Annotated in this window: 19 protein-coding genes; 15 read left to right on the forward strand and 4 right to left on the reverse strand. The window is 37.5% G+C overall.

The features are described 5' to 3' along the window. Positions 1 to 82: 82 nt before the first annotated feature. Complete coding sequence (locus ACF3OC_RS07795; RefSeq protein WP_094281528.1) at positions 83 to 2611, reverse strand: phosphocholine-specific phospholipase C; 2529 nt, start codon at positions 2609 to 2611, stop codon at positions 83 to 85. A gap of 255 nt (positions 2612 to 2866) precedes the next feature. On the opposite strand from ACF3OC_RS07795, the gene ACF3OC_RS07800 reads away from it, so the two are divergent. Next, the gene (locus ACF3OC_RS07800) at positions 2867 to 3907 is read left to right on the forward strand and encodes a hypothetical protein (protein WP_094281529.1); all 1041 of its coding nucleotides are present in this window, start codon (positions 2867 to 2869) and stop codon (positions 3905 to 3907) included. A 56-nt stretch (positions 3908 to 3963) separates the two neighbouring features. Here the strand turns inward: ACF3OC_RS07800 and ACF3OC_RS07805 are convergent, their stop codons facing one another. Together ACF3OC_RS07805 and ACF3OC_RS07810 are read right to left on the reverse strand one after the other, a co-directional pair. Next, the gene (locus tag ACF3OC_RS07805; protein ID WP_094281530.1) at positions 3964 to 4485 is read right to left on the reverse strand and encodes a hypothetical protein; all 522 of its coding nucleotides are present in this window, start codon (positions 4483 to 4485) and stop codon (positions 3964 to 3966) included. A 94-nt stretch (positions 4486 to 4579) separates the two neighbouring features. After that, on the reverse strand, positions 4580 to 6457 hold the full coding sequence (locus ACF3OC_RS07810; RefSeq protein WP_094281531.1) for an Nramp family divalent metal transporter: 1878 nt from the start codon (positions 6455 to 6457) through the stop codon (positions 4580 to 4582). Positions 6458 to 6692: 235 nt separating this feature from the next. Between ACF3OC_RS07810 and ACF3OC_RS07815 the strand changes: the two genes are divergently transcribed. From ACF3OC_RS07815 to ACF3OC_RS07830, 4 genes are all read left to right on the forward strand, one after another. After that, positions 6693 to 7895 carry an ROK family transcriptional regulator gene (locus ACF3OC_RS07815; RefSeq protein WP_094281533.1) on the forward strand — a complete coding sequence of 401 codons (1203 nt, stop codon included), beginning with the start codon at positions 6693 to 6695 and terminating at the stop codon, positions 7893 to 7895. A gap of 95 nt (positions 7896 to 7990) precedes the next feature. Beyond that, positions 7991 to 11380 carry a SusC/RagA family TonB-linked outer membrane protein gene (locus ACF3OC_RS07820; RefSeq protein ID WP_218823983.1) on the forward strand — a complete coding sequence of 1130 codons (3390 nt, stop codon included), beginning with the start codon at positions 7991 to 7993 and terminating at the stop codon, positions 11378 to 11380. 1 nt (position 11381) lies between these two features. Continuing rightward, on the forward strand, positions 11382 to 13220 hold the full coding sequence (locus ACF3OC_RS07825; protein WP_094281537.1) for a SusD/RagB family nutrient-binding outer membrane lipoprotein: 1839 nt from the start codon (positions 11382 to 11384) through the stop codon (positions 13218 to 13220). A gap of 171 nt (positions 13221 to 13391) precedes the next feature. Further along, complete coding sequence (locus ACF3OC_RS07830) at positions 13392 to 13769, forward strand: hypothetical protein (RefSeq protein WP_094281539.1); 378 nt, start codon at positions 13392 to 13394, stop codon at positions 13767 to 13769. Between the two features lie 1539 nt (positions 13770 to 15308). On the opposite strand, the gene ACF3OC_RS07835 is transcribed toward ACF3OC_RS07830, so the two are convergent. Beyond that, positions 15309 to 16007, reverse strand: a complete 699-nt coding sequence (locus tag ACF3OC_RS07835) for a helix-turn-helix transcriptional regulator (protein WP_392471256.1) — start codon at positions 16005 to 16007, stop codon at positions 15309 to 15311. An 81-nt stretch (positions 16008 to 16088) separates the two neighbouring features. Between ACF3OC_RS07835 and ACF3OC_RS07840 the strand changes: the two genes are divergently transcribed. The 10 genes from ACF3OC_RS07840 (at position 16089) to ACF3OC_RS07885 (ending at position 22468) form a co-directional block, all read left to right on the forward strand. Continuing rightward, positions 16089 to 16286: a hypothetical protein gene (locus ACF3OC_RS07840; RefSeq protein WP_392471258.1), complete on the forward strand. Its 198-nt coding sequence runs from the start codon at positions 16089 to 16091 to the stop codon at positions 16284 to 16286. 7 nt (positions 16287 to 16293) lie between these two features. Beyond that, a complete protein-coding gene (locus ACF3OC_RS07845) occupies positions 16294 to 18438 on the forward strand; it encodes a hypothetical protein (protein WP_392471259.1) in 2145 nt (714 codons plus the stop codon). Continuing rightward, positions 18435 to 19367: an AAA family ATPase gene (locus ACF3OC_RS07850; RefSeq protein WP_392471261.1), complete on the forward strand. Its 933-nt coding sequence runs from the start codon at positions 18435 to 18437 to the stop codon at positions 19365 to 19367. Before ACF3OC_RS07845 ends, ACF3OC_RS07850 begins: the two co-directional genes overlap by 4 nt. Beyond that, positions 19367 to 19981 (forward strand): hypothetical protein, encoded by a 615-nt coding sequence (locus tag ACF3OC_RS07855; protein ID WP_392471263.1) that lies wholly within the window; start codon positions 19367 to 19369, stop codon positions 19979 to 19981. Before ACF3OC_RS07850 ends, ACF3OC_RS07855 begins: the two co-directional genes overlap by 1 nt. A gap of 13 nt (positions 19982 to 19994) precedes the next feature. Continuing rightward, on the forward strand, positions 19995 to 20144 hold the full coding sequence (locus tag ACF3OC_RS07860; protein ID WP_392471265.1) for a hypothetical protein: 150 nt from the start codon (positions 19995 to 19997) through the stop codon (positions 20142 to 20144). 6 nt (positions 20145 to 20150) lie between these two features. After that, positions 20151 to 20615 (forward strand): hypothetical protein, encoded by a 465-nt coding sequence (locus ACF3OC_RS07865; protein WP_392471267.1) that lies wholly within the window; start codon positions 20151 to 20153, stop codon positions 20613 to 20615. Further along, a complete protein-coding gene (locus ACF3OC_RS07870; RefSeq protein WP_392471268.1) occupies positions 20612 to 21040 on the forward strand; it encodes a helix-turn-helix domain-containing protein in 429 nt (142 codons plus the stop codon). Before ACF3OC_RS07865 ends, ACF3OC_RS07870 begins: the two co-directional genes overlap by 4 nt. Further along, positions 21024 to 21338, forward strand: a complete 315-nt coding sequence (locus ACF3OC_RS07875) for a hypothetical protein (protein WP_392471270.1) — start codon at positions 21024 to 21026, stop codon at positions 21336 to 21338. Before ACF3OC_RS07870 ends, ACF3OC_RS07875 begins: the two co-directional genes overlap by 17 nt. 17 nt (positions 21339 to 21355) lie before the next feature. Beyond that, a complete protein-coding gene (locus ACF3OC_RS07880) occupies positions 21356 to 21640 on the forward strand; it encodes a hypothetical protein (protein WP_392471272.1) in 285 nt (94 codons plus the stop codon). Positions 21641 to 21820: 180 nt separating this feature from the next. After that, positions 21821 to 22468, forward strand: coding sequence for a DUF3164 family protein (locus ACF3OC_RS07885; protein WP_392471273.1), 648 nt, complete (start codon positions 21821 to 21823; stop codon positions 22466 to 22468). Positions 22469 to 22477 lie beyond the last annotated feature (9 nt).

Here is a 22477-nt window from a genome sequence, read left to right on the forward strand (position 1 = left end):
AAAAATAAATATCTGAAATAATAAGGAGTACATCTATTTGCCTATTTAAAATGTCCCAAGGACCAATTTGGCTACTCGCAATTTAACTTCTATTGATCAAAGGATCCGTAAAACTTTCCTTACCTGTTTCCATTCTACCAGCGAATCTTTGGAAAAAGTCTTGGTTAGATGGAGAAGAAACAATGAAGTCATACCAGCCGAAGCTCTTTTCCAGATTTAATTTTATTTTTATTTCTGAATTGGCAGCAATACTATTTTCAAAAAAGGTTCCACTCTTATAGCTCATATCCTTCACGACTAATTGGATTGGAGAGTCACCATTGTTTTTCAGGTTTAATATCATGCTTTCAGTAGGAGCTTTTGTAATTCTTTTTAATTCAGAGAGTAGTTCAATTGAAACATGAGGGTCATTTGCAGTGCCTGAGAATTCTCGAAAGAATCCATTCGGACCATGAAGATGGAGATTGTATTTTCCGTTTTCAAAACCATTAATTGGCCATTCATATTGGATTTCATCAGCAGGTTTAACTGCGAAGAACCAGTTTCTACAGGCTTCTGCCGAAGATTTTTCATCCTGAAAATTATTTGGGGCATAAACGGTAAATGGTGAACCAGCGGACTGATTTCCAAATAGTTTATCTTCGGCTTGCATGCGGATAATGAAATTATCATTATTCACTTGGCCATGGGCACTGATCTGATAAGGTAATGCTGTCGAAGGACGTTTACCCACCTCTTGTTGGGACATTAAGGAAGCATAATTTTTTGTTTTAAAAGCTTCTTGGATTTGTTGTTTACTGATTTCTTTGAAGTTGCCCGGACTATCTTTGAATTTTGCATTATAAATTGTTTCCAAGAAAGGATTTCTATTAATAAAATTCAGGTTTTTATCCTTGCTATCAAATGCTGTAAATGCAGAAGTTAAATTTCCACAAATAGTTCTTCTCCAGGTTCCAATGTTTTCAAAATTGATATTTTTCTTGAATTTTTTATTGACAAAATGCTCCAGGAACTGTAGGGTAGAGGTGTGGTCAAAAACTTGAGAACATACTTTTCCACCTCTACTCCAAGGGGATGCAATGATCATAGGGACGCGAAATCCGAGGCCTACGGCCGCACCACGTGCTTGTTTTTCAGGAACACCTTGTTTTATTTCATTGGAGAGCCGGACGAATTCGTCCTCCGTTTCAATTCCATTTGAAACCTTTCCTGTTTCTGGTTTATTTTTATCTGGTATACTAAAAGGAGGAATATGGTCATAATAGCCATCATTCTCGTCATAGGTAACAATAAAAATAGTTTTTTTCCATACCTCTGGATTTTTGGTCAGGATATCCAAAATTTCAGAAACATACCATGCTCCATACCAAGGAGCACTAGGATGGTCAGAAAAATTTTGTGGTCCTGCCAACCATGAAACCGTAGGTAATTTTCCGGAGTTTACATCTTCCTGAAACTGATGGAAGAGATTGCCTTTGGGAACTGCTAGTTCTCTTTTTGTTTGATTATCGGTATATGAAAGCTGATCTAAACTTCGGTAGTCAGGATCCTTCTCATTGGTAATGAATGCCCGGTTAAATAAGTTTTTTTGAGAGGAAGAAAGTTTATTGAAATTTGTTTTATTCCATAGTTTCAATTCTTCTTGCGCATTATTGAGCGCATTTTGTTTATCTCTAATACTGGCTTGAACTTTTTTTGCTCGATCTTCGGAAGAAGGGCTTTCCTCTTGCAATTGGTTTATTTCAGCAGGTAGTTTATCCACTCTATTTTGCAGATTTTCGATATATCTATCTTTGAATTTTACATTATATGCTTGGAAAAATTCAAGGAGGTTACAGCCAAAATTACTTAACCAGGAACGTTCTTCTCCCTGAAAGCCACCGCCACTGCTTAATTCATTCTGGTAGAATCCCCAGGATATTCCATTTTCCTCAAGGGCTTCTGGGAAAGTCTTCCATTTTTGTTTACCATAAGAATAATCCTCATTTCTAATATTTGCCTTTGCTAAGCCATCTTCCTGGCTCATAATTTTTCCGGTCCAAAAGAAAGATCGATTTGGAGTGGTACTGGTCATTGCCGAGCAGAAATTTTGATCACAAATGGTAAAAGCATCTGCCAAAGCATAATTGAAAGATAGATCCTCTCGGGTATAATGACCGAGAGTCAATGGCATATCAGCATATTTTTTATGATTAGAACGTTTAGAGGGAAGCCAATTATCATATTTTCCAAGATTGTAGGCATCCACCTGACTTGCTCGAGAATGTGGCAGATCACCTGTCCAGGTGCTGTTGCTTTCTTTCATGTTTAATCGGAAAGGAGCAAATGTTTTACCCGCTAAGTCCGTTTGAAACCATACAGGGTTTTTATTAGGGAGAAGTACAGCACGGGGGTCATTAAAACCTCGAACGCCTGAAAGCGATCCAAATGCATGATCGAAAGAACGATTTTCTTGCATTAGAATTACGATATGTTCAGCATCAAGATAAGTACTTCCTGGGGCCGGGTTAATAGCCATTGCTTTTTGAATCGAGGAAGGAATCACATTTACCATTCCAGTAGCGCCAGAAAGCATGATGATTTTCCTTAAAAATTCTCTTCTGTTATCCATTGGTAGTTGTTTTTGTTTAGGTAGAACTAATTTAAGTCATTAAAAATGAAATTTTTAAGAGATGGAAGAGAGATTACTATGTGTAAGTGAAATTGTTACGATAGGAGCTAAAAATTAAAAAAATAATCTAAAAGGCATTGATGTTTAATTGTTTAGAGCAATAATTTGTGGCATGAGTTGAAAATTAATTAAATTAGCAATTAATGATTAAGCAACATTAAAAACAAACCATATTATTATTTATATTATTATTTGATGATTCAATTATCCAAGAAATCAATCATTTATGTTCTAGCGCCGGGTAATTTGGCATCTGGTGGTCCGGAAGCATTACATCAGTTGCATTACTATTTAATCAAATCTGGGTATCAAACCCGTTTGGTTTATTTTCAGGATGCAAAGTTGCACCCACAATATGAAAAATATACTCCACAGATAATTCCAATAGATCAAGTTGTAGATAGTAAGGAGAACGTGATTATCGTTCCGGAGATGCATACCATATATCTCAATCAAATCAAGAAAGCGAGGAAATGTATTTGGTGGCTGGGATTACAATTTTATGATGGCTTTGATGCATTTCCGCAAACGATCAGGCGTAAGATTAAATCCAAACTCAGGAAAATCATACCTTCTTCTATTTTTGAATTACGAAAAGAGTTTTATAAAAAATTTGATTACGAAAAATATTTGGTTCAAGCCTATAAAATTAAACCAGAGGATTATAATTTATGTGGTTCCATGTTTACTTATCAATTTACCAAAGAAAGGTTCAATAATGTACATCTGCTTGTCGAACCATTAGGTTTGGAGTTTTTAGATTTTGGAGATATTGATTTATCCTCTAAAAACAGGAGTAATAAAATTTTATATAATCCTTCAAAAAGTTCAACGATCATGAAGAAGTTATTAACTCGTACTGATTTAGAATTTGAACCTATACAAGGACTGGATGTAAAAGGCATGAAAAACCTTTTTCAACAGAGTAAATTATATGTTGACTTTGGGAAATTTCCAGGTCCTGAACGACTTCCTAAGGAAACCGTTTTAAATGGTACCATGTTATTGGTTGGGAAAAGAAATGCTTCAGAAAATAATTTTGATGTTGCTATTCCTGAGCAATATAAACTTGAGGATTTTAATAATGAGGAATTGGTAGTATCGAAAATAAAGGATATGCTAGCAAATTACGATGAATTGATTGGGGATTTTGATTTCTTCAGGAAGAAGGTGAAAAATCTGGAACAGAAATTTATAGAGTCAATTCGCTCTATATTTATTGTAGAAAAGGCATAAAAAAATCTACCTCCATTTTGAAAGATAGAGGTAGAGTTCAGTAGATATTTTATAGACTAGTTAGGCTGTATACTAGTCTTAAATTTCCCATCTGTTAATTTCGTTGAGCCAAGAGTTTCTAATCCTTGAACCCGAATCAAAGTTCCCGAGAATGTCCCTTCAACAAGATTGTTGTTTATGTTATCAATTTTCAAATTGAAAGAATCTTCAGGCGCATCGGTATCCCTAGAAGCTGTAGAATTTACTTGAACCTCATCTTTGGTGGTATTATGAGCTGCTAGGATGGAGAATCCAGAGTTATCTTGAAGGGTATAAGTACCAGCTGGAACTCTGGTTTTGTCTGACATCACAGAGATCATAACGGACTCTTTTCCGTTATCCATTGCACTAATCATTAGGTAATTTCCGCCTTCAACCCAAGCTGCTTCAACAATTGGAAATGTTTTTTCCTTTCCATCAATCTTAACTGAAAAATAATTGTTTCCAACTTCGCCATTCGGTCCATCGTCCTTGCTACAGCTAAAACTTAGTGCAGAGAATAGTGCTATACCTGCACCAAATAAGATTCTTTTTTTCATATAGTATAGTGTGATTTTGCTGTTTTAGTTAAACCAAAACCATACCAATAAAGTATCTATTTGGTAAATTAATTTATTCAGATTTCGGGAAGAGTTATTTGGCGATAAAAACAGGGATATTAACCGCATGGCGCAATTTATTAACTGTTTCGCCAAAAATAAAATCTTTAAATCCTCTGTGGCCATGACTTCCTACAACCAAAAGATCTGCTTGATATTTTTTACAGAACCTCACAATATTCTTAATCCGGTTGTTATAGCCTAATTCAAATTGGGTTTGATGTCCATTAGAAATCAGATAATCTGCAAAGCGTTTTAGTCTTTCCAAATCCTGTCTTGATTCCAGATCATCAGAAGAGTTGCCGTCATATTTAACTGATGCACTTTCCACAATGTGGATCAGAACAAACTTGCTCTCGGAATCAGCTAGTTGTAATGAATACTGTATGACCTTCTGATCTGAAATTGAAAAATCTAAAGCAATCAATATTGTATTAAAGGATTTCTTGGTTTCCATGGCGATGGGTTCAAATGATTGGTGAACATCTGTTTCAACAGGTTTTGTTTTCCAGAAAATTGGGTAAAATAAGGTGATCAACAATAAGAGGATTAATCCTAATGCCAATAGAATAACCAGCATGGGAACCAGTGGGTTTGTTGCATTTTGGACCCATCTATATAATTCATCGTAAACCAGTTTAAAATTTAAGACTGCAATTACCGCGGCAATAAGCCATGCAAAAACCTTAGTTTGGTTATTGATCACAAATATTCCCATTTTATTTTTATCAGAAACGAAGTGAATTAAGGGGATGACTGCAAAGGCCAATTGCATACTGAGGATAACCTGGCTAAAAATAAGAAGTTGTCCTACATGGTCTTCACCAGAGATAAGAATTACTAAGACGGCAGGAATAATGGCCAGTAATCTGGTAATTATCCTTCTGAGCGCAGGGCTGATTCTTAATCTTAAATAGCCTTCCATAACAATTTGACCAGCTAAAGTGCCAGTAACCGTTGAACTTTGACCAGCTAAAATTAAAGCTATAGCAAATAACTTAGGGGCCAATTCTGTACCTAGAATATTATTTAATAAATGGTAAGCATCATCTAGTTCAGCGACCTCATGTAATCCATTTTTGTGAAATACGGAAGCGGCGAGTATTAATATTGCTGCATTGACAAAGAAGGCCAGATTGAGGGCAATTGCACTATCCCAGAAATTATATTTCAAAGATCTTTTTATGGATTTTGTGTCTCTATCAATTTTTCTGGTTTGGACCAATGCGGAGTGTAGGTATAGATTATGTGGCATTACGGTTGCACCAATAATTCCTATTGCGATATACAATGCGGCACTATTTGGGATGCTTGGGATCAATCCCGTAGCTACTTCTGCAAAATCAGGCTTTGCTAAGAACATTTCTACCATAAAACACATGCCTATCAATGAAATCAATCCGATAATAAAAAGTTCCATCTTCCGCATTCCTAACTTTTGGAGATATAAGAGGAGGAAGGTATCGGCAAAGCTGATTAATACACCCCAGATGATATCAATTCCAAAAAGTAGATGCAGTCCGATTGCCATTCCTAATACTTCGGCTAAATCACAAGCTGCAATTGCGATTTCAGCAAGGATGTAAAGTGCGAAATTGACCTTTTTCGGATAGGTTTCGCGGTTACACTGCGCCAGATCCTTCCCCCGAACAACACCTAATCGAGCACATAAATTCTGAAGCAATAAGGCCATGATATTACTCATCAGTAATACCCATAATAAGGCATAGCCAAATTGACTTCCACCAGCAAGGTCAGTTGCCCAATTCCCAGGATCCATATACCCAACACTAATCAGATAGGCAGGTCCAAACATGCCTAATATTCTTTTATATTTTGATTTCTTTTTACTGATATCTATACTTTCATGGATATCTGACAAAGATTTATGTTGAGGATCATCCTGATACATAAGATTCTGGACTTGAAATTATTTTTAAAATTAAAAAGCAAATTGTTAGCAGACAAGTTCTTTGTGTTTATTGAAGAATTAACCATTAAAATAACCTTATGTTAATTTTTAATTTATTATATCCTGAGGCACTTTTTATTTTTTTTAAAAAGTATTTTTGAATTAGAATATTTTTTATTTAGCTTAGACTTAACAATTATTAACGAAATATATTACTTGTCTAATCAATAAAGTCATGCCTACACTTGAACTGGCTATTGTAAAAAGGCTATATTTTTCTAATCCACAATCAATTGCGGATTTGAGCATTTCCATTGGGAAGAGTATTCCTAATATTACGAATGCCATCAATAGGCTTTTACAATCGGGTTTAATCTTGCAAGCAGGACTTGCAGCTTCCACTGGTGGGAGGAGGGCGAGTCAATTTATTCCTAATCAGGATAAACTACCTAATATTCTATCTATTGCAATTGACCAGTTTTATTCTTCAGCTGTAATTATTGATTTTAATAGACAGTTTAAAACCGAAGTAGCAACAGTTCAAATTGCCTTGGCCTCTACTGATGCATATGCCAAAATTGTCAAGTTAATTGAGGAATGTCTTCATATGACGGATGTTTCTGAAATTTTTGCAATTGGCGTCACAATTCCGGGATTTGTCGATTATCAAAGTGGATTGAATAATTCCTATCCAGTTGATTCTCCGCTTCATAACTTGAAGAAAAATCTTCAGAAAGAATTTAATTTACCAGTTTTTATAGAGAATGATTCGAAAGCAATTGCCATTGCTGAACATAATTTTGGAGTAGCCAAATCATACAAGGATGTTATGGTTATCAATTTAAATTGGGGGGTAGGACTGGGGATGATCTTGGATAATGAACTCTATAGGGGTCATTCAGGTTTTGCTGGTGAGTTTAGCCACATTCCATTATCGGATTCCAATAAACTTTGTTCTTGTGGAAAGAAAGGTTGTTTAGAAGTTGAAGCATCCTTACTTGCTGCAGTAGAATCAACTATTCAGACTCTTCAATTAGGAAGTCCATCTTCGTTACAAAAGGATTTCATTAATCAAAAATATATTACAGGAGAGCAATTAATTGATGCGGCCACCCAAGGGGATCAGTTGGCTATGGAATCCATTAATAGAATAGGATATATTTTAGGAAAAGGCATTTCAACACTTATCCATATTATTAATCCTCAACTTATTGTAATTAGTGGTAGAGGGTCAAAGGCTAAGGAGATATTAGCACCAAAGATTAAAAGTTCGCTTTTGGAATTTAGTATTTCAAGACTTTCAAAAAATACAGAAATAGTTTTTTCAGATTTAAATAATGTGCAATTACTAGGGTCTGCTTGTATTTGTATTGAACATTCAGACAAAAATTTATTAAGAAAGAAGGATTTGACAACTCCTTCATACAATCATAACTAATTATTTTTTGACCCTGATTAAAACAGGGGTAACCTATTGTTATTGTAAAACCAAACTTTCACAATAAAATATTAATAATAATAAACCAATTCACTATGAGTAAAATCTACAAAGGGTGTTTAATGACATTGCTTTTGATGTTTTGCATCAATATGTCATTTTCACAACAGTTTGTTACTGGGAAGGTGACAGACAGTAATGGAGCACTACTTGGTGTTTCCATTTCCGTAGTCGGAACTACGAGGGCTACCCAAACCGATTTAGATGGGGAATATCGGATTGCAGCTAGCAATGGAGAAAAGTTAAGATTTTCGAGTCAAGGATTTTTATCACAAGAGGTCACGGTTTCTTCGCAGGTGATTAATATTACATTGGAAGAAGATAATAGTTCGATCGATGAAGTGGTGGTGACTGCCATGGGTATCACAAAACAAACTAGGTCATTAGGATATGCTGCTACAAGCGTAAAACCTGAAGAAATCCAAAGAACTAACACCATCAATGTTGTTAATGCCTTGCAAGGTAAGGTAGCTGGGGTTCAGATCAATGCTGTTGGAACTTCTGGGGTTACTTCATCTTCGAGTATTACTATTCGTGGGGCAAAATCACTCGACAAAAACAACTCACCAATTTTTGTAATCGATGGTATTGTCATGGAAAATAATATTACAGATACTTACGGGGGTAAGGATTGGGGTTCTCAGTTAAAGAATTTAAATCCTGATGATTACGAGAGTATTGATGTTTTGAAAGGTGCTGCAGCTACAGCATTATATGGTTCACGCGGTGCTAATGGTGCTATCGTTATTACAACCAAAGGCGGGATGGCACGTAAAGGTCTAGGTATTGATTTCTCACAGAACTATCAGATACAAAATATCTATGCGCCACACATCAAATTACAAAATGAATTTGGAGCAGGAAGTGTAGGAAATGGATATCAAGGAGATTTCTTACCAGAGGGTAATCCAAATCAAACAACATCAAGTTTTGGACCTCAGTATAATGGCCAATTGGTAAACCAATATTACAATGATGGTGAGAAAATTGCTTATTCAGCGCAACCAGATAATTGGAAAGCATTATATCAAAATGGAAATTATTCAAATACCAACCTAGCTGTCAATGGAGGTAATGAGCGTGCTGTATTTAGATTATCTTATTCACACACCGATAATGGTGGTGTCTTAAAAAATAATGAGTTTAAGAGAGATGCAATTAGCTTGAAATCTAATGGAAAAATAAATGATATTTTCTCTGTTGACTTTGGAGTAAACTACGCAAAGTCAAAAGCAAAGAATGCTTATGATCAAGGATTTTGGAGAGAAGGTCAAAACTTGGCTCTAATGACTACTTATTATATGCCTCGTTCATTGGATCTAGCAAAGTTTTATGATACTTATCGTGATCCTGTAACCAATGCAGTTAAATCCCAACCATTATATGGTACAATAGCAAACTTCTTACATAGGTTAGATTATTATAATGAAGATAGGGATGAAGAAAGTGTTATTGGAAACGTGGCTTTACGTGCAACGATTACTGATAATATTCGGGCATTGGCTCAAGGTAACTATTCAATCTATAACACCTTAAACGTTAATAAACAATATGGTGCTGGACCTTACTTAGGTGGTGGTGGTTATTATGGCGTAAATGGAACAAGACGTAATAATTATAATTTCCTATTTATGTTGGATGGTAGCAAGAACTTCTTAGATGGAGACCTTGAAACTAACTTAAAAATTGCTTCTGAAGTTTATGGCAATGGAGTAAATGAAAACTGGGGAAAGAACACCAATGGAGGACTAATTGTACCTGGACTTTTTGCTTTTTCAAACTCAGTAAATACTATTTATCCAACATATAATTATACAAAAGGAAATTATCAGGTTATAGGTTTATTCGCTGTTGCCAACTTGGCTTATAAAAATCAAGTATTTTTAGAGCTATCGGCAAGAAATGATTGGAACTCCTCATTATTATATCCAACATGGATAGAATCTGGAAAGAATAATTATTCTATTTTTTATCCATCAGCAAATCTATCTTGGGTATTCACTGATACCTTTAAAGAATCACTTCCAAGTGCATTTTCATTTGGTAAGTTGAGAGCATCATGGTCACAAGTAGGTATGGGCTCTAGAGCATTTGCTACTAGTGACGGTGCTGGAGGTTTTAACCAAAGTACCATTTTTGATCAAGACCGTAATAATGTAATTTCTGCAAGTCCTAATATTTCAAGTATTCCTAATACGGACCTTAAACCTGAGATCCAACAATCTATTGAATTGGGTACTGATTTAAGATTTGTAAATGATCGTTTTGGAGTAGATTTTACTTACTACAAGACCAATACTTTCAATCAAATTTTGACATTAGGAAACGTATTAGAATCTGGATCTTCAACTAGAAGAATTAATGCAGGTAATATTCAGAATCAAGGTATAGAATTGTTATTGGATATTGATCCAATCCGTAACGATAAACTTCGTTGGAATGTTCAGTTTAACTACACTGTTAACCGTGGTAAGATTAAGAAATTACATCCTGAAATCAAGGAATGGCAGTTAATGGGTTCTGCCGATGCGGGACCTGAAATTTGGGCTTACGAAGGAGGCGAGTTTGGTGTCATTACATCTGGATATAATAATTCCTATGCTTCAGCACCTGCAATATTTGAAAATCCTGATGATCCAAATGATTCAAGAAACGGTAAACGTATTCTAGAATACGCTGGTAGAACTGGAAACCCTAATCCTGCCACGGTTTATTATTGGACGACTGATGTGGATATGGGTAAACCAGATAGGAAAACTATTGGAAAGATTGAGCCTGATTTTATTGGTGGATTAAATACCAGCTTATATTACAAGAATTTTGATTTATTCTTACAGGCAGATGGTCGTATTGGTGGTCAATTTTTCTCGCATACCTATAAATATGCCATGGGTAGAGGAGCATTAGAGGATGCATTAATTGGTCGTTCTGCTGGCCATGGTGGTATCGCTAGAACCAATTACAAAGGAGAAACTGTATACGACGGAATCATGTTGGATGCGGTATTTAGAGAAGGTACAACAGCTCCATCAAAAGCAAACCCAGCGAATATGGTTGATGTAGGTGGACTGACTTACAAAGAAGCAGTAGAGTCAGGTCTGATTGAACCAATCCAAGCATCTGCATATTATGCTTACAACTTCGGTTGGGGTGCGAATGTTCAGGATCCAATTATGGATAACTCTTGGATCATGATGAGAGAGGTGACTCTTGGATATAAATTACCTACATCCTTAACTAAAAGGTTAAAAATGGATTATGCTAGAATAGGAATATCAGGTAGAAACTTATTTTATATCTATAATGGTCTAAAAGGAGGTTTGAATCCAGAATCCATCCAATCGAACAACCCATTGACTCCATATGAGTATGGTGGTGTTCCTTATTCTAGAAGTTTCTCTGTATCACTTAATGTAAAATTCTAAGATGAAAAAGTTTAAAAATATAATTATATATAGTCTTTTAGGTGGTCTGATGATGACTAGCTGTAAGAAAGACATGATAGATATGAATACGAATGAGGAATTATTGGTAAGTACTGATCCTAAATACGTATTCACAAATGCTACTTTGAATTGGAATAATTCAGGTCGTGGGGATTTGATGAGTAAATACAGCGGTGTAATGCAATTGATGCAATATGTTGTGTCAAATGGGGGAGCATCGGAAGGAATTTATGCGAATCCTACAAGAAATGATAATCCAAGTCCATTTTTGCCATATTACAATTATTATTATAACGCTTATGGTAACAAGCTGAATTACCTGATTACTTTTGTAATTCCAAATAGAACCGACAAGGACAGATATCAGAACATCAGTTCCATTTCTAAAATTCTTCAGACTTATCAAGCATTCTTAATGTTTGATACCCATGGAGCTGCTCCTTATACCGAAGCTTTATCAGGGTTACAAGGAAATAATACTCCTAAATATGACATGTATGAAGATCAATATAAAGCATTTGATAAGATAATTAAGGAATCCGTAACGCAGTTGATTTCCAATCCTGCTGATCAAATCGGGCTTGGAAATAACGATTACTTTTACCGCGGAGATATTGCCAAGTGGGTGAAATTTGGAAATACCCTTAGGATTAAAATGGCTCAAAGATTTGAAAAGGTGGATAACGCACATTATAAAAGTGTAGTTGATGATGTTTTCACTAATTCAGGAGGAATTATTTCGAACAATGAGGAATCTTGTATTTACTATCATAACCTTGAACACAATAATGATACTTGGGATACAGCGATTTTAACTTATCAATTTGTTGCGAGCAACTCGTTTGTTTCCTTCCTACAGGACAACAACGATCCAAGGCTTCCAATCTTAATTCGTAAGAATGGCTTCGGTCCAGGTAATAATAATCCCACAAATGATAATCTTGCGGATTCATTGAAGAAATATCATCCGAATTTTGCAACTGACCCACAATATTCAAAATATACTAAGAGATATGTAGGAATGCCTGCATCTCCGGATAATTCGACGATTGACGATTCTAGAGAATTTTTAAGTTTCTCTGAGAATAAACCAGGTGGTCCATTGAATTATACTATTCGTGCCATTTCTCAGGTTCAAAGTAGGTTTTATGTAAAGAATGGTGGTAATGCTGAGACTGGTGGTGGAGCAAGGAATATTGATTATCCTCGTTATGACAATAATGATGATATGAAATTATTTTCTCCGCAAATCACATATGCCGAGACTTGTTTCATGATGGCAGAGATCTGTGAAAAATTAGGCTCAGCAAAAGGTGGAAAGGATGCAAAAGCATGGTATGAAGCTGGAATTGCAGCCTCTATGCGTCAATATCAGACATGGGCTGTTCGGATGAAAGTGCTTTCTGCAGCTAATAATACCGTAGCTGACTACGCTCCAATTGATGATGCTAAAATTTCGGAATACTTGGCACAACCGCAAGTTCAGTATACAGGCAGCCAACAACATAAATTAGAATTAATTATTTCTCAAGCATGGGTTAACTTCTTTATGAGACCTGAAGAGGCGTGGGCAACATGGAAAAGAACAGGATTGCCGAAATTTAAGGCTTATCAAAGTCCGAATCCTAAAGATGGAACAGCATTCTTAGATGAGATTAAGTCGGGTGGAACGACCTTCTTAATTCCTAGAAGATCAAAATTACCGAATCCAAATTCGGCAAATGAGGCTAATTATACTGAAGCGATTCAAAAGTTAGTTTCTAAACCTGAATATATGCAACAGAATCAATCTCAGGGAAGAATTTTCTGGGATAAGTAATGTATATAGTTAAAAATCAATAAATGGAGATCGGGCAAATTTATTTGCTCGATCTTTTTTTTGGGATATCTAGAATGGAAATAAATAATACTGAAAATAATTTTTCGATAAAACATTGATTACTTCAATTAATATTTGATATTTATAATATAATTTATTCTCAATTAATCAATGTTAGCAATAGAAAAAAGAGTGAAGCTATTAACGAAGAACCTAGTTATAGCAACCATTGCCGTATTATCATTTACCTCTTGTTCTGAGGAAGAACCAATTGTAAAGTCCGAATATATAGTTGGCCGGTGGGTTCTAGCGGATGGGAAGTCGGTCCCTGCCTTAAATCTACATGAAAATAATACGTATGAATTTGAGATCAGTAGCAATGCTGATAAGAATGTCAAAGGCAATTATACTTATAGCAAATATGTATTAACTCTAAAAAATCTATTTGATATCGTATATGTAGTTACTTTCAAGAATGACAATGAGATTGTACTGGATGAAATATCAAATACGGCCGCACCTGATGTATTACATTTAGTTAGAGATTAATTACAAAAGGCTAGGTTATCACGACCTGGCATGTCGTTTCCAAGATTAGATTTGAAAAGACAATGTTTTTCAAATCATGATCTTTGTGAAGCAAGAAAAAAAATCTTTAAGAGTCCGACTTGTCAAAAGTATTAATCATGGATTTTATACTTATGACAAACTGCCTATAGGCATTAAACATCTTTTCAAATGGTATTTTATTTTTAGGAATCTGGGAATAAAATACCTTCTTTTCTTAGTTGTCAAGCTCCCGATTTACTTTTTCAGTCTACTTTTCGAAAGAATCTTTTTGTTGAGGCCTTTAATTGGATTATGTGGCTTATTCTACATGTTTTTTGCTAAAGTACTTCGATGTGGATTATTCGGAAATGTGATCACTCAAGGATACAGAATAACATTTCCTGATATGGTAAAACCTTCCTTGCCTGTTATTTATTATTGGGAATACAGCTTAAAAAGCATGGATAAATATTTAAAGGATCTTCGACTGGAACTTAGTGTATTTATTATTTGGTATATTATAAAGTAGGATGGAGGGTTATAAAAAAGTATTTGGTGAACTATCAATTTTCAAATCTGAATTCTATGATATCTTCAGCAAAAAGTATTTTTCAATAAGTAATAATGTTTTATTCAGATACCTAATTCTTGCGATTCGATTTCTCTTTTATTTACCGTCTCTATTAATATTTCTCATATTAAACTTGATTATATTTCTTTTTCAGATATCATTAAGAAAGCTTTTCTTGTGGTTATTGTATTTGAGAAAACAGCATTCAAGAGAGAAGAAATTGATAGAATATATTTTATTTGGGATATTGCTGTTTATCAGTTTGATAGCCTCTGTTTCAGGGTTTGGTAAATGCTATCGAAGGAAATTAATCTGGATTGCAAGTCAATGATCATATTAAACAAAAAAGCTCAAAATATTTGAGCTTTAATGGTGTTAACTTTAATAATCTTTAAATACTAATCATGGGATTATATAGGGGCTCAAACGAAATGATTAAATATCAAAAACGGCAAAAACGGCAAAAAGATTGATTAATGATATCAAAAACGGCGTTTTTCCTAAAAACGCCAGCCAAAGGCTGTTAAAACCAAATGTAAAATACTTCCATTTACTACCATTCAACTTCCTTTCCACATTACGATTCTAGCACATTGATGGACATATGTGCTATTCCTGCCGTAAAAAACCGTTTAAATAGCCTTTAATTGCTTTTTAAACGGTGAAATATCCTAGCTATTAATAATACTGATATTAGAATTCTATTAAGTTAGATTTAGTGATCAGTACCGATCCTGCCTGACTGAAATTGTTAAAAAAAACTATTAAAGGGACACTTAGTGGGACACTTAGTGGGACATTTTATGGAATTAAAAAACATGATTCAATATAACATACTGCCTATGATATTTATTTTACATGTTAAATAAAGCAGTTTACCCCCCCCCATAATACTAGTGTGGTTAAACTGTAGGTGTCTGATAATTAGGGTAATAACTGTTTTATGATATGTATTAAGTGTGTGTGGGTTATGTCATGCTGTTGATCCTTACGGAAGCTTTGACCAATGCAACAGCTCTTACACGTGAAAGATGGATGTCTTTTGGTGAGTGGTGCTGATTATAACTTACCAGTTTTATGTGTTCTAAACTAACCTCTGATTTTTGGATATACTTGACTGTAGTGTAGGTATCTCCATCCATATCAATATGGATAAGGTACATCTCTCCCCAAAAAAAGTCATTAGGCAGATCATGAACCTGTTTATACATAACAATATCTCCTGATTTTAATAAAGGATACATACTATCCCCTACTACATATAATGCTCCATCACATTTTGGTAAGTTCGGTATGCTTATAGTGTCAATTGGAGAAACACTATTACCATCTTTAAATAACTGAACCAACCCGGCTGACGCCTCTAAATCATAAAGGGGTATTTCCTGATGCTTTATTAGCTGATCATTACGGAGTTTGAAAACTTTCGGTTTATGTATATCGTTTAAAATTTCCCCTCTGCCTGTTAAAAGCCATTCGAGATTTATATCAGGATATATAGTAAATATATCTGCTATAGCGTTTGAATTTAACGGAGTTTCTTTTGACTTTCCTTTAAAATTTCCGTAGGTCATTCCTATAGTTTCAAAGAATTTCTCTTTACCAACGCCTTTAATTTCAGCTATTTGTAGCACTCTTTCTTTAATATTGGAAGATTTATTTTCCATTTAGTTGTTTTTTAGAAGATTTATCTACTATATTTGTCATATTGAAAACAACAATTAATAGTGGTTATCAAAATTGATGCAATGAAGACAACGAACAAAAGTACCAAAAAAACCAATTCCTACAATGGGTTGGTTTTGGATCGGCTACAAGAGAAGCATGGGTATTCTAAGGTTTATATCCGTCAATGTTTGGACGGAACGCGCAAACCAGGAATCGCCGATACCCTAATTAAGGAATATAAGCAGATGGAGCAAGCTGTTAAAGCTGCATTAAAATAAAATCGAAATGTGGAATAAGGCATATGTTATTCATGAAGGGCAGATAGGTGTCAAGGTAAGCTTTCTGATATCTGACGATATCCAAGAGGGGCGACCTGATCCTGTTGTAATTGCCCATGACCTGAGTATAAGAGTGTGCACCTATGACGCTTTAAAGAAAAGAGCTTCCAGAACCAAAGGCCTTCGTTTGAAGGAAGGAAAGGGAAATGGAAATGAAGCCCTGTTTTCCTTTGAGAACATGCCTGATGAATGGCAGGCTAAATGCATCCAAAGTTTTGGGGATCCTCAAAAGATCACGAAGGAAACATTACCTCTTGAAAGGATCTATGAGTGGGATAGCAAAGCTTCTGATTTTTATATGCGGTACAAACTTCCCAGTGGAAAAGGGTTATCATCGGATCTCAAATCAGCTTATACCATTAATGCTTCAGTGCTCAATGCCGTGATCACCGCCTTGAGCCAAAGAAGATCTTTCAGGAAGGCATACGGAAATCCAAATAGCCTGCAAGTAAAGTCTGTTTGGGATCTAGTTTGTGAAGATGTCGCTGCACTTGAGGAAAAGCTAGGACATACACTAAAAGTCAGATCCCTTCGGAGGATACTTTCACAATATAAGAAGGATGGATATAAGTCTCTGATATCTGGAAAGTTGGAAAACCAGAATACGGCTAAAGTGGTGAGCGAAGAGCAGCTTGCTGTGTTGGGTAAATTGATGAGAAAGCACCAAAATTTTGATGATGTTCAGATATCTCGGCTTTACAATGAGGTTTCCAACGCACTGGACTGGAAACCTATCTCATCCGCAACAGTGGCGAGGTACCGCAAAGAGATGGACATCTATATTGTTGCAGGTAATCAGGGAAAATCGGCACTAAGGAATACCCGCAGCATGCAGGTAAGGCGGAAAGCTCCCAATGTTCCCATGGTATATTGGACAGTGGATGGATGGGATGTCGAGCTACTTTATCAGTCAACCTCCCTTAACAAAGATGGCAATAAAGTAACCACCTACCACAACAGACCTACCTGTGTTATGGTCCTTGATCCTTTCCTAAAATACCCGATTGGATATGCGATTGGCACACATGAAACGACCGCACTCATCACTGAGGCACTTCGGAATGCTGCAAACCATACCAAGGAACTATTTGGTCAGAGGTACAAATCCCTCCAGATCCAGAGTGACCATTATGGAAAAGGGGTTCTTACCCCAATCTATGAAGCTATGACCAAGCACTATACCCCGGCAAGGGTAAGGAATGCAAAAGCGAAAGTCGTTGAACCGTACTTCAAGGAATGGAACAAGAGGCTTCAATTGATGTATCCAAACTGGTCAGGCCACGGCATAACCTCCAGGAAAGAAAACCAACCGAACACTGAATACCTTGATCTGATCAAGAAGGACTTTCCGGATTTTGAGGGAGTGTGCAAGCAGATCGCTGCGAGCATTGAAATGAAGAGAATGGAACTCCATGACCAATATGTCTCCAGGTGGCATGAAATGGCAGATGCTGACCATATCCCTCTCACAGATGAAGAGTATCTGTATCTCTTTGGTGAAACCACCGGTTACACAAACAGGCTCCACCATGACGGCCTCACGCTTACACTGAACAAACAGGAATACCATTATGACAGTTTCGATCTGTCATTCCGTGAAAACCGGCACACTGACTGGTGCGTCAAGTTTGACCGGGAAGACATGAGCAAGGTGTTGGTAGTGAATGCCAAGAGTCGGAACGGCAGGTTCCTAGAGGAGATCGGGACCGTCAAGTTTATGCTCGAAGAGCAATATGTTCAGCCTATGGCCCTATTCGACAGACAGGACGGTGATGCACTCCAACTTTCGAAAGTTGCCGGTTTCAACAAGACACTTGAGGAAAGTATCATCCAGAGGTACGATGATCAGGACCGGATCATAAAACAGATGATGATCGAGACACCTGTTCTCAACGGAACCCTGTCAAAAATGATCCTTACGGACAGTGCTGGTCAGCATAAGGACCAAAGGAACCAGGGACGCATAGCTGAAGCATCAAGGAAGTTGAAAGCAAAACAGGACAGGGAATTGGCAGATGAAAGCCTTGGGACCACTAGGGATCGTGAGGCATACTTAAAAGAGAAGATTGACCTAAATGACTTTATATCATGACAAACGAACTAAAGCACCAAATAATTGAAGCCCTGGAAGGCTATATAGCAAAGAACAACCTCAACCAGGATGACATTGCTTCCCTGGCCGGAGTAAACGCCAGGTACATCATCGAAATGAGAAAGGGAAACCTCTCACTTAAGGTCAAGGACAGGGATGTTCCGATCAATGATAAATATTTCAGGAGGATTGCAACACTGATAGGATTCGCGACCGAAAAGGAATATTGGAAAACACAGCCAACTTCCCAGTTGACCGAGATCCTCGCTACTCTTCAGGACGCAAAGAAAACCGGTGAGGTGGCTGTGATCATCGGGGATACCGGATGCGGAAAGACCTTTTCCCTGGAGTTATTCAAGTCCAGGTTCAGGACCGAAGTTTTCTCTATCAAGATCGGGAGCTCAGACAACCTCGCCGATATCGTGGAAAAGATGGTCACAGAGCTGAGGCTTCCGGTGGAGAGAAGGACCAAATCAGCAAAGCTTAGACAGATTGCAAAGCACATGAAATCACTGTCTGAGAATGGGCTCGATCCCGTATTTGCCTTTGATGAGAGCGAATATATGAAACAGCCTGCCCTGTGTTCCTTCAAGGAACTTTTCGATTACTTGAACGAACACTGTTCCCTCGTGATGATCGGTACCTCCCAGTTGATCGAGAACATCGAAAGGATGAGGAAAAAGAACAAGGCAGGCATCCCACAGCTATACCGTAGGATCAAGTTCAGGATCAGGAAGCTCCAACCTATTGACAGGCGTTTTACGGATTTCCTGAAGGATGTGGACAAGGAAACCGCAAAATGGCTGAGGGACAACTGTGATAATTATGGAGAACTATATGACGTACTGGTACCTGTAATGCGCGAGGCTGATAGGACAGGACGTAAGCTTAATCTTGAATTTCTGAAAATAGTACTGGGGATTCAATAATGGCGAAAAGAGCATACAGTGTTTCCGATATCCTCAATAAAAAGTACAAGGTCATCCCTTTCGAAGGCGAATGGGGAGCTGCGTTCTCTCAGCCAGAATCAAATGGTAGCTGGTTCATCTGGGCAAACTCCGGAAATGGCAAGACAACCTTTGTCCTTAAGCTTTGCAAAGAACTGAGTAAACATGAAAGGATCCTGTATAACTCACTGGAGGAAGGATCGGCAAAAACAATGCAGAATGCTTTCCTAAATGCAGGACTAGCTTCTGTGAAAAGAAGGCTTATCCTGGTCCAAGAATCAATCGAGGAGCTGTGCGGAAGGCTTGATAGGCCCAAGAGCCAGAACGTCATCGTGTTGGATTCCTTTCAGTACACTGGGCTTTCGTTCGAAAGATACAGGGATCTTGTTAGGAGATATCCCAAAAAGCTGTTCATTATCATCAGTCAGGCTGATGGGAAGCAACCCAGTGGGAGAACGGCGAAACGGGTGATGTACGATGCCAGTCTCAAGATCTGGGTAGAAGGTTACAGGGCCTTCAGTAAAGGGAGGTATATAGGTCCTTTGGGATATTATACCATTTGGGAAAGGGGTGCCAAAGAGTACCATGGAATGTAAAATAATCTAAGTTATGAAATATAGAGCACTAATAATGATTGCCTTGATACTATCAATGGCATCCTGCTCAAAGGACGAATGTCCGGAGCCAGAAAAACCAAAAAAGGAGAAATGTGCGGGATGTTCCAATAAGGACAGACCGAATCTTGAACATAGAAATTAAATAGCCATGAAAACAGCATTGATCAAACCTAAAAAGATCACTCAGGCACAGAAAGTAATCGATAAAGTAAAGAGACAGGTTGCTGAAGTTTGCCAACATCTCGAGTGGACAGAGGAGCAATATTACCTGCACCAATTCGAACAGTATGAAGAGTTCTTGAAGAGACAGCTTCACGGATATCCGGAAAAATTTTACAACCGGATCAGGTATTCTCCGCTGATGCGAGGCATGTGGAACAATGAATGGTTTAACCGTACCAATGGCAAATTCCTGAACATGGCCAGGTTCCACCTGTTCGAAGGGATGGAGGTAAACGAGAACGGAGAGCTCCTGATCGTCGAACCATTTGAAGGAGCCAGGGAACATGTAAACGATGAGTATATGTTCATCCATAACGGAAAACTCCTTGTCAATAATCTTGATTTTATGACCAGGTACTATCATGTTTTAGAACTAATCCAAAAATCATGAGGAGTACCGACAATTTTGTAAAGGCTGCACTTCTGGTTTCGGATACTCAAAAGGCCATATCAGACCTTTTAGGTGTTCCCATCAGGATGAACTTTGAGTTCGAACTCAACAGGGAGGTCACACCGGAATATGTCGTCGAAACAGTTTCCCTGGTTTCAGGATTCCAACTGGAAGATCTCAAAAAGGACCTTAGGAACCAGGAAACGGTTTATGCACGATTTGTGGCATATCATATCCTGAGAACTTATCTGATGATGACCCACAAGGCCATCGGAAAGATGTTCGGAAAGGACCATACAACGGTGATCCACGGATTGAAGACGATCGAGGACGAAGTAACAAACCTGGCCCTTCAGCAGCTGAAGGAAAAATGCGTCTCCAAATTCCTCAAAAACCTCAATGCGACATATGAAGATACAGTTTAGGATATCCAGGAACCAGCTGATGGTATGGCTCTATTTCCTGGAAACAAGATGGATCGAGCCGGGCAAAAATGGAGGTGCATATTCCAGGATGGTGTACCATGCGCTCTCCGACCTGCTGCACAAACTTAAAGTGCAGTCGGTAATAGAGAAACCAACTTACAAGTTTTCCATCAGCGCTGTGAGCGGACTTGCCTTCATGGTGTTCTGTGAATTTGCATCCAAGTATCCATTGGACAGAGCAGATGAGGCCATCATCAACGACCTGATAGGAAAAATAGACAGACAGACGATTCAATAACATTAAATCCAATACAAATGCAAGAAGTAGAAGATATGCAAAAACTGAAGGGAATCATGGAAGCCATGAAAGACCTTACTACCAGCCAAGATACGACAGCTATAATAGTGGTATCGGTTGGAAAACAGAAATCGGTACTGATCCAGGGAGATCCTGTTGACATCATGGCCAATCTCTGTTCTGTGATGGAACATGAAGAAAAATCGAGGTTCATCATTGGGACCGCTGTAGATGTTTTCAGAAATCACGAAGACGGGATTCAGCCCCCATCTCCAAAAACAGATAAAGGATATGTCAATTAGCAGAACTGAATTCCTGGTGATCCTGATATTGACGGTACTGGGTACCGTCAATATAGCATTCAAGCTGCTGAACCCTCCATTTTGGGCATGGCACTGGGTAATGCTACCTTTCGTAATTATCACGGCGTACCTTCTGGGCAAATGGTACGCAAGGTACAGACACATTAAAAAACTTAGAAGATGACAGATATTTCAACAATGACACCGGAACAGCGCAAGGCACTGATGCAGCAACTTGCAAAAGAAGAAAAAGCTGAAAAAGCCAAAAAAGCCAAAGCGAAGAAGGCTTATGAAAAGGATCGAGATACATCCGTTGAGGAACTCTTCAGTGAAGCTGAACAGATATCCCTGGCGATGGCAAGATTCAAGACCAAGATGCATGCCGTTATGGAAAAACAGCAGGAAAAGCTAAATGAATATGGTGGCGTGAGGTCTGATAGCAAGGGTGGCTTTTCACTGACTCATACCGACGGTACCATGAGGGTCACCCGGAGACGTGATACGGATCCAACTTGGGACGAAAGGGCCAATAAAGCTGAAGAGTTGATCAGATCCTTCCTATCCGATAGCGTCAAGAAGAGCAACAAGGAAATGTATGAGCTGCTAATGACCTTTATTGCCAGGAACGATAAGGGGGAACTTGAATACGCTTCAGTGATGAGGCTTATACAGCATGAGCATCTTTATAATGATCCTAGATGGATAGAAGGGCTCCAACTGATTAAGGAATCGTACAGGATTCTCTTCAAGGCGTATTCCTATGAATTTAAATTTAAGAACCCAGTTGGAAAGTGGGAAAGGTTAAAGATGAATTTCAGTGAATTATAGAAATAAAAG

The organism is Sphingobacterium cellulitidis (genome assembly GCF_043187465.1).
GTDB lineage: Bacteria > Bacteroidota > Bacteroidia > Sphingobacteriales > Sphingobacteriaceae > Sphingobacterium > Sphingobacterium cellulitidis.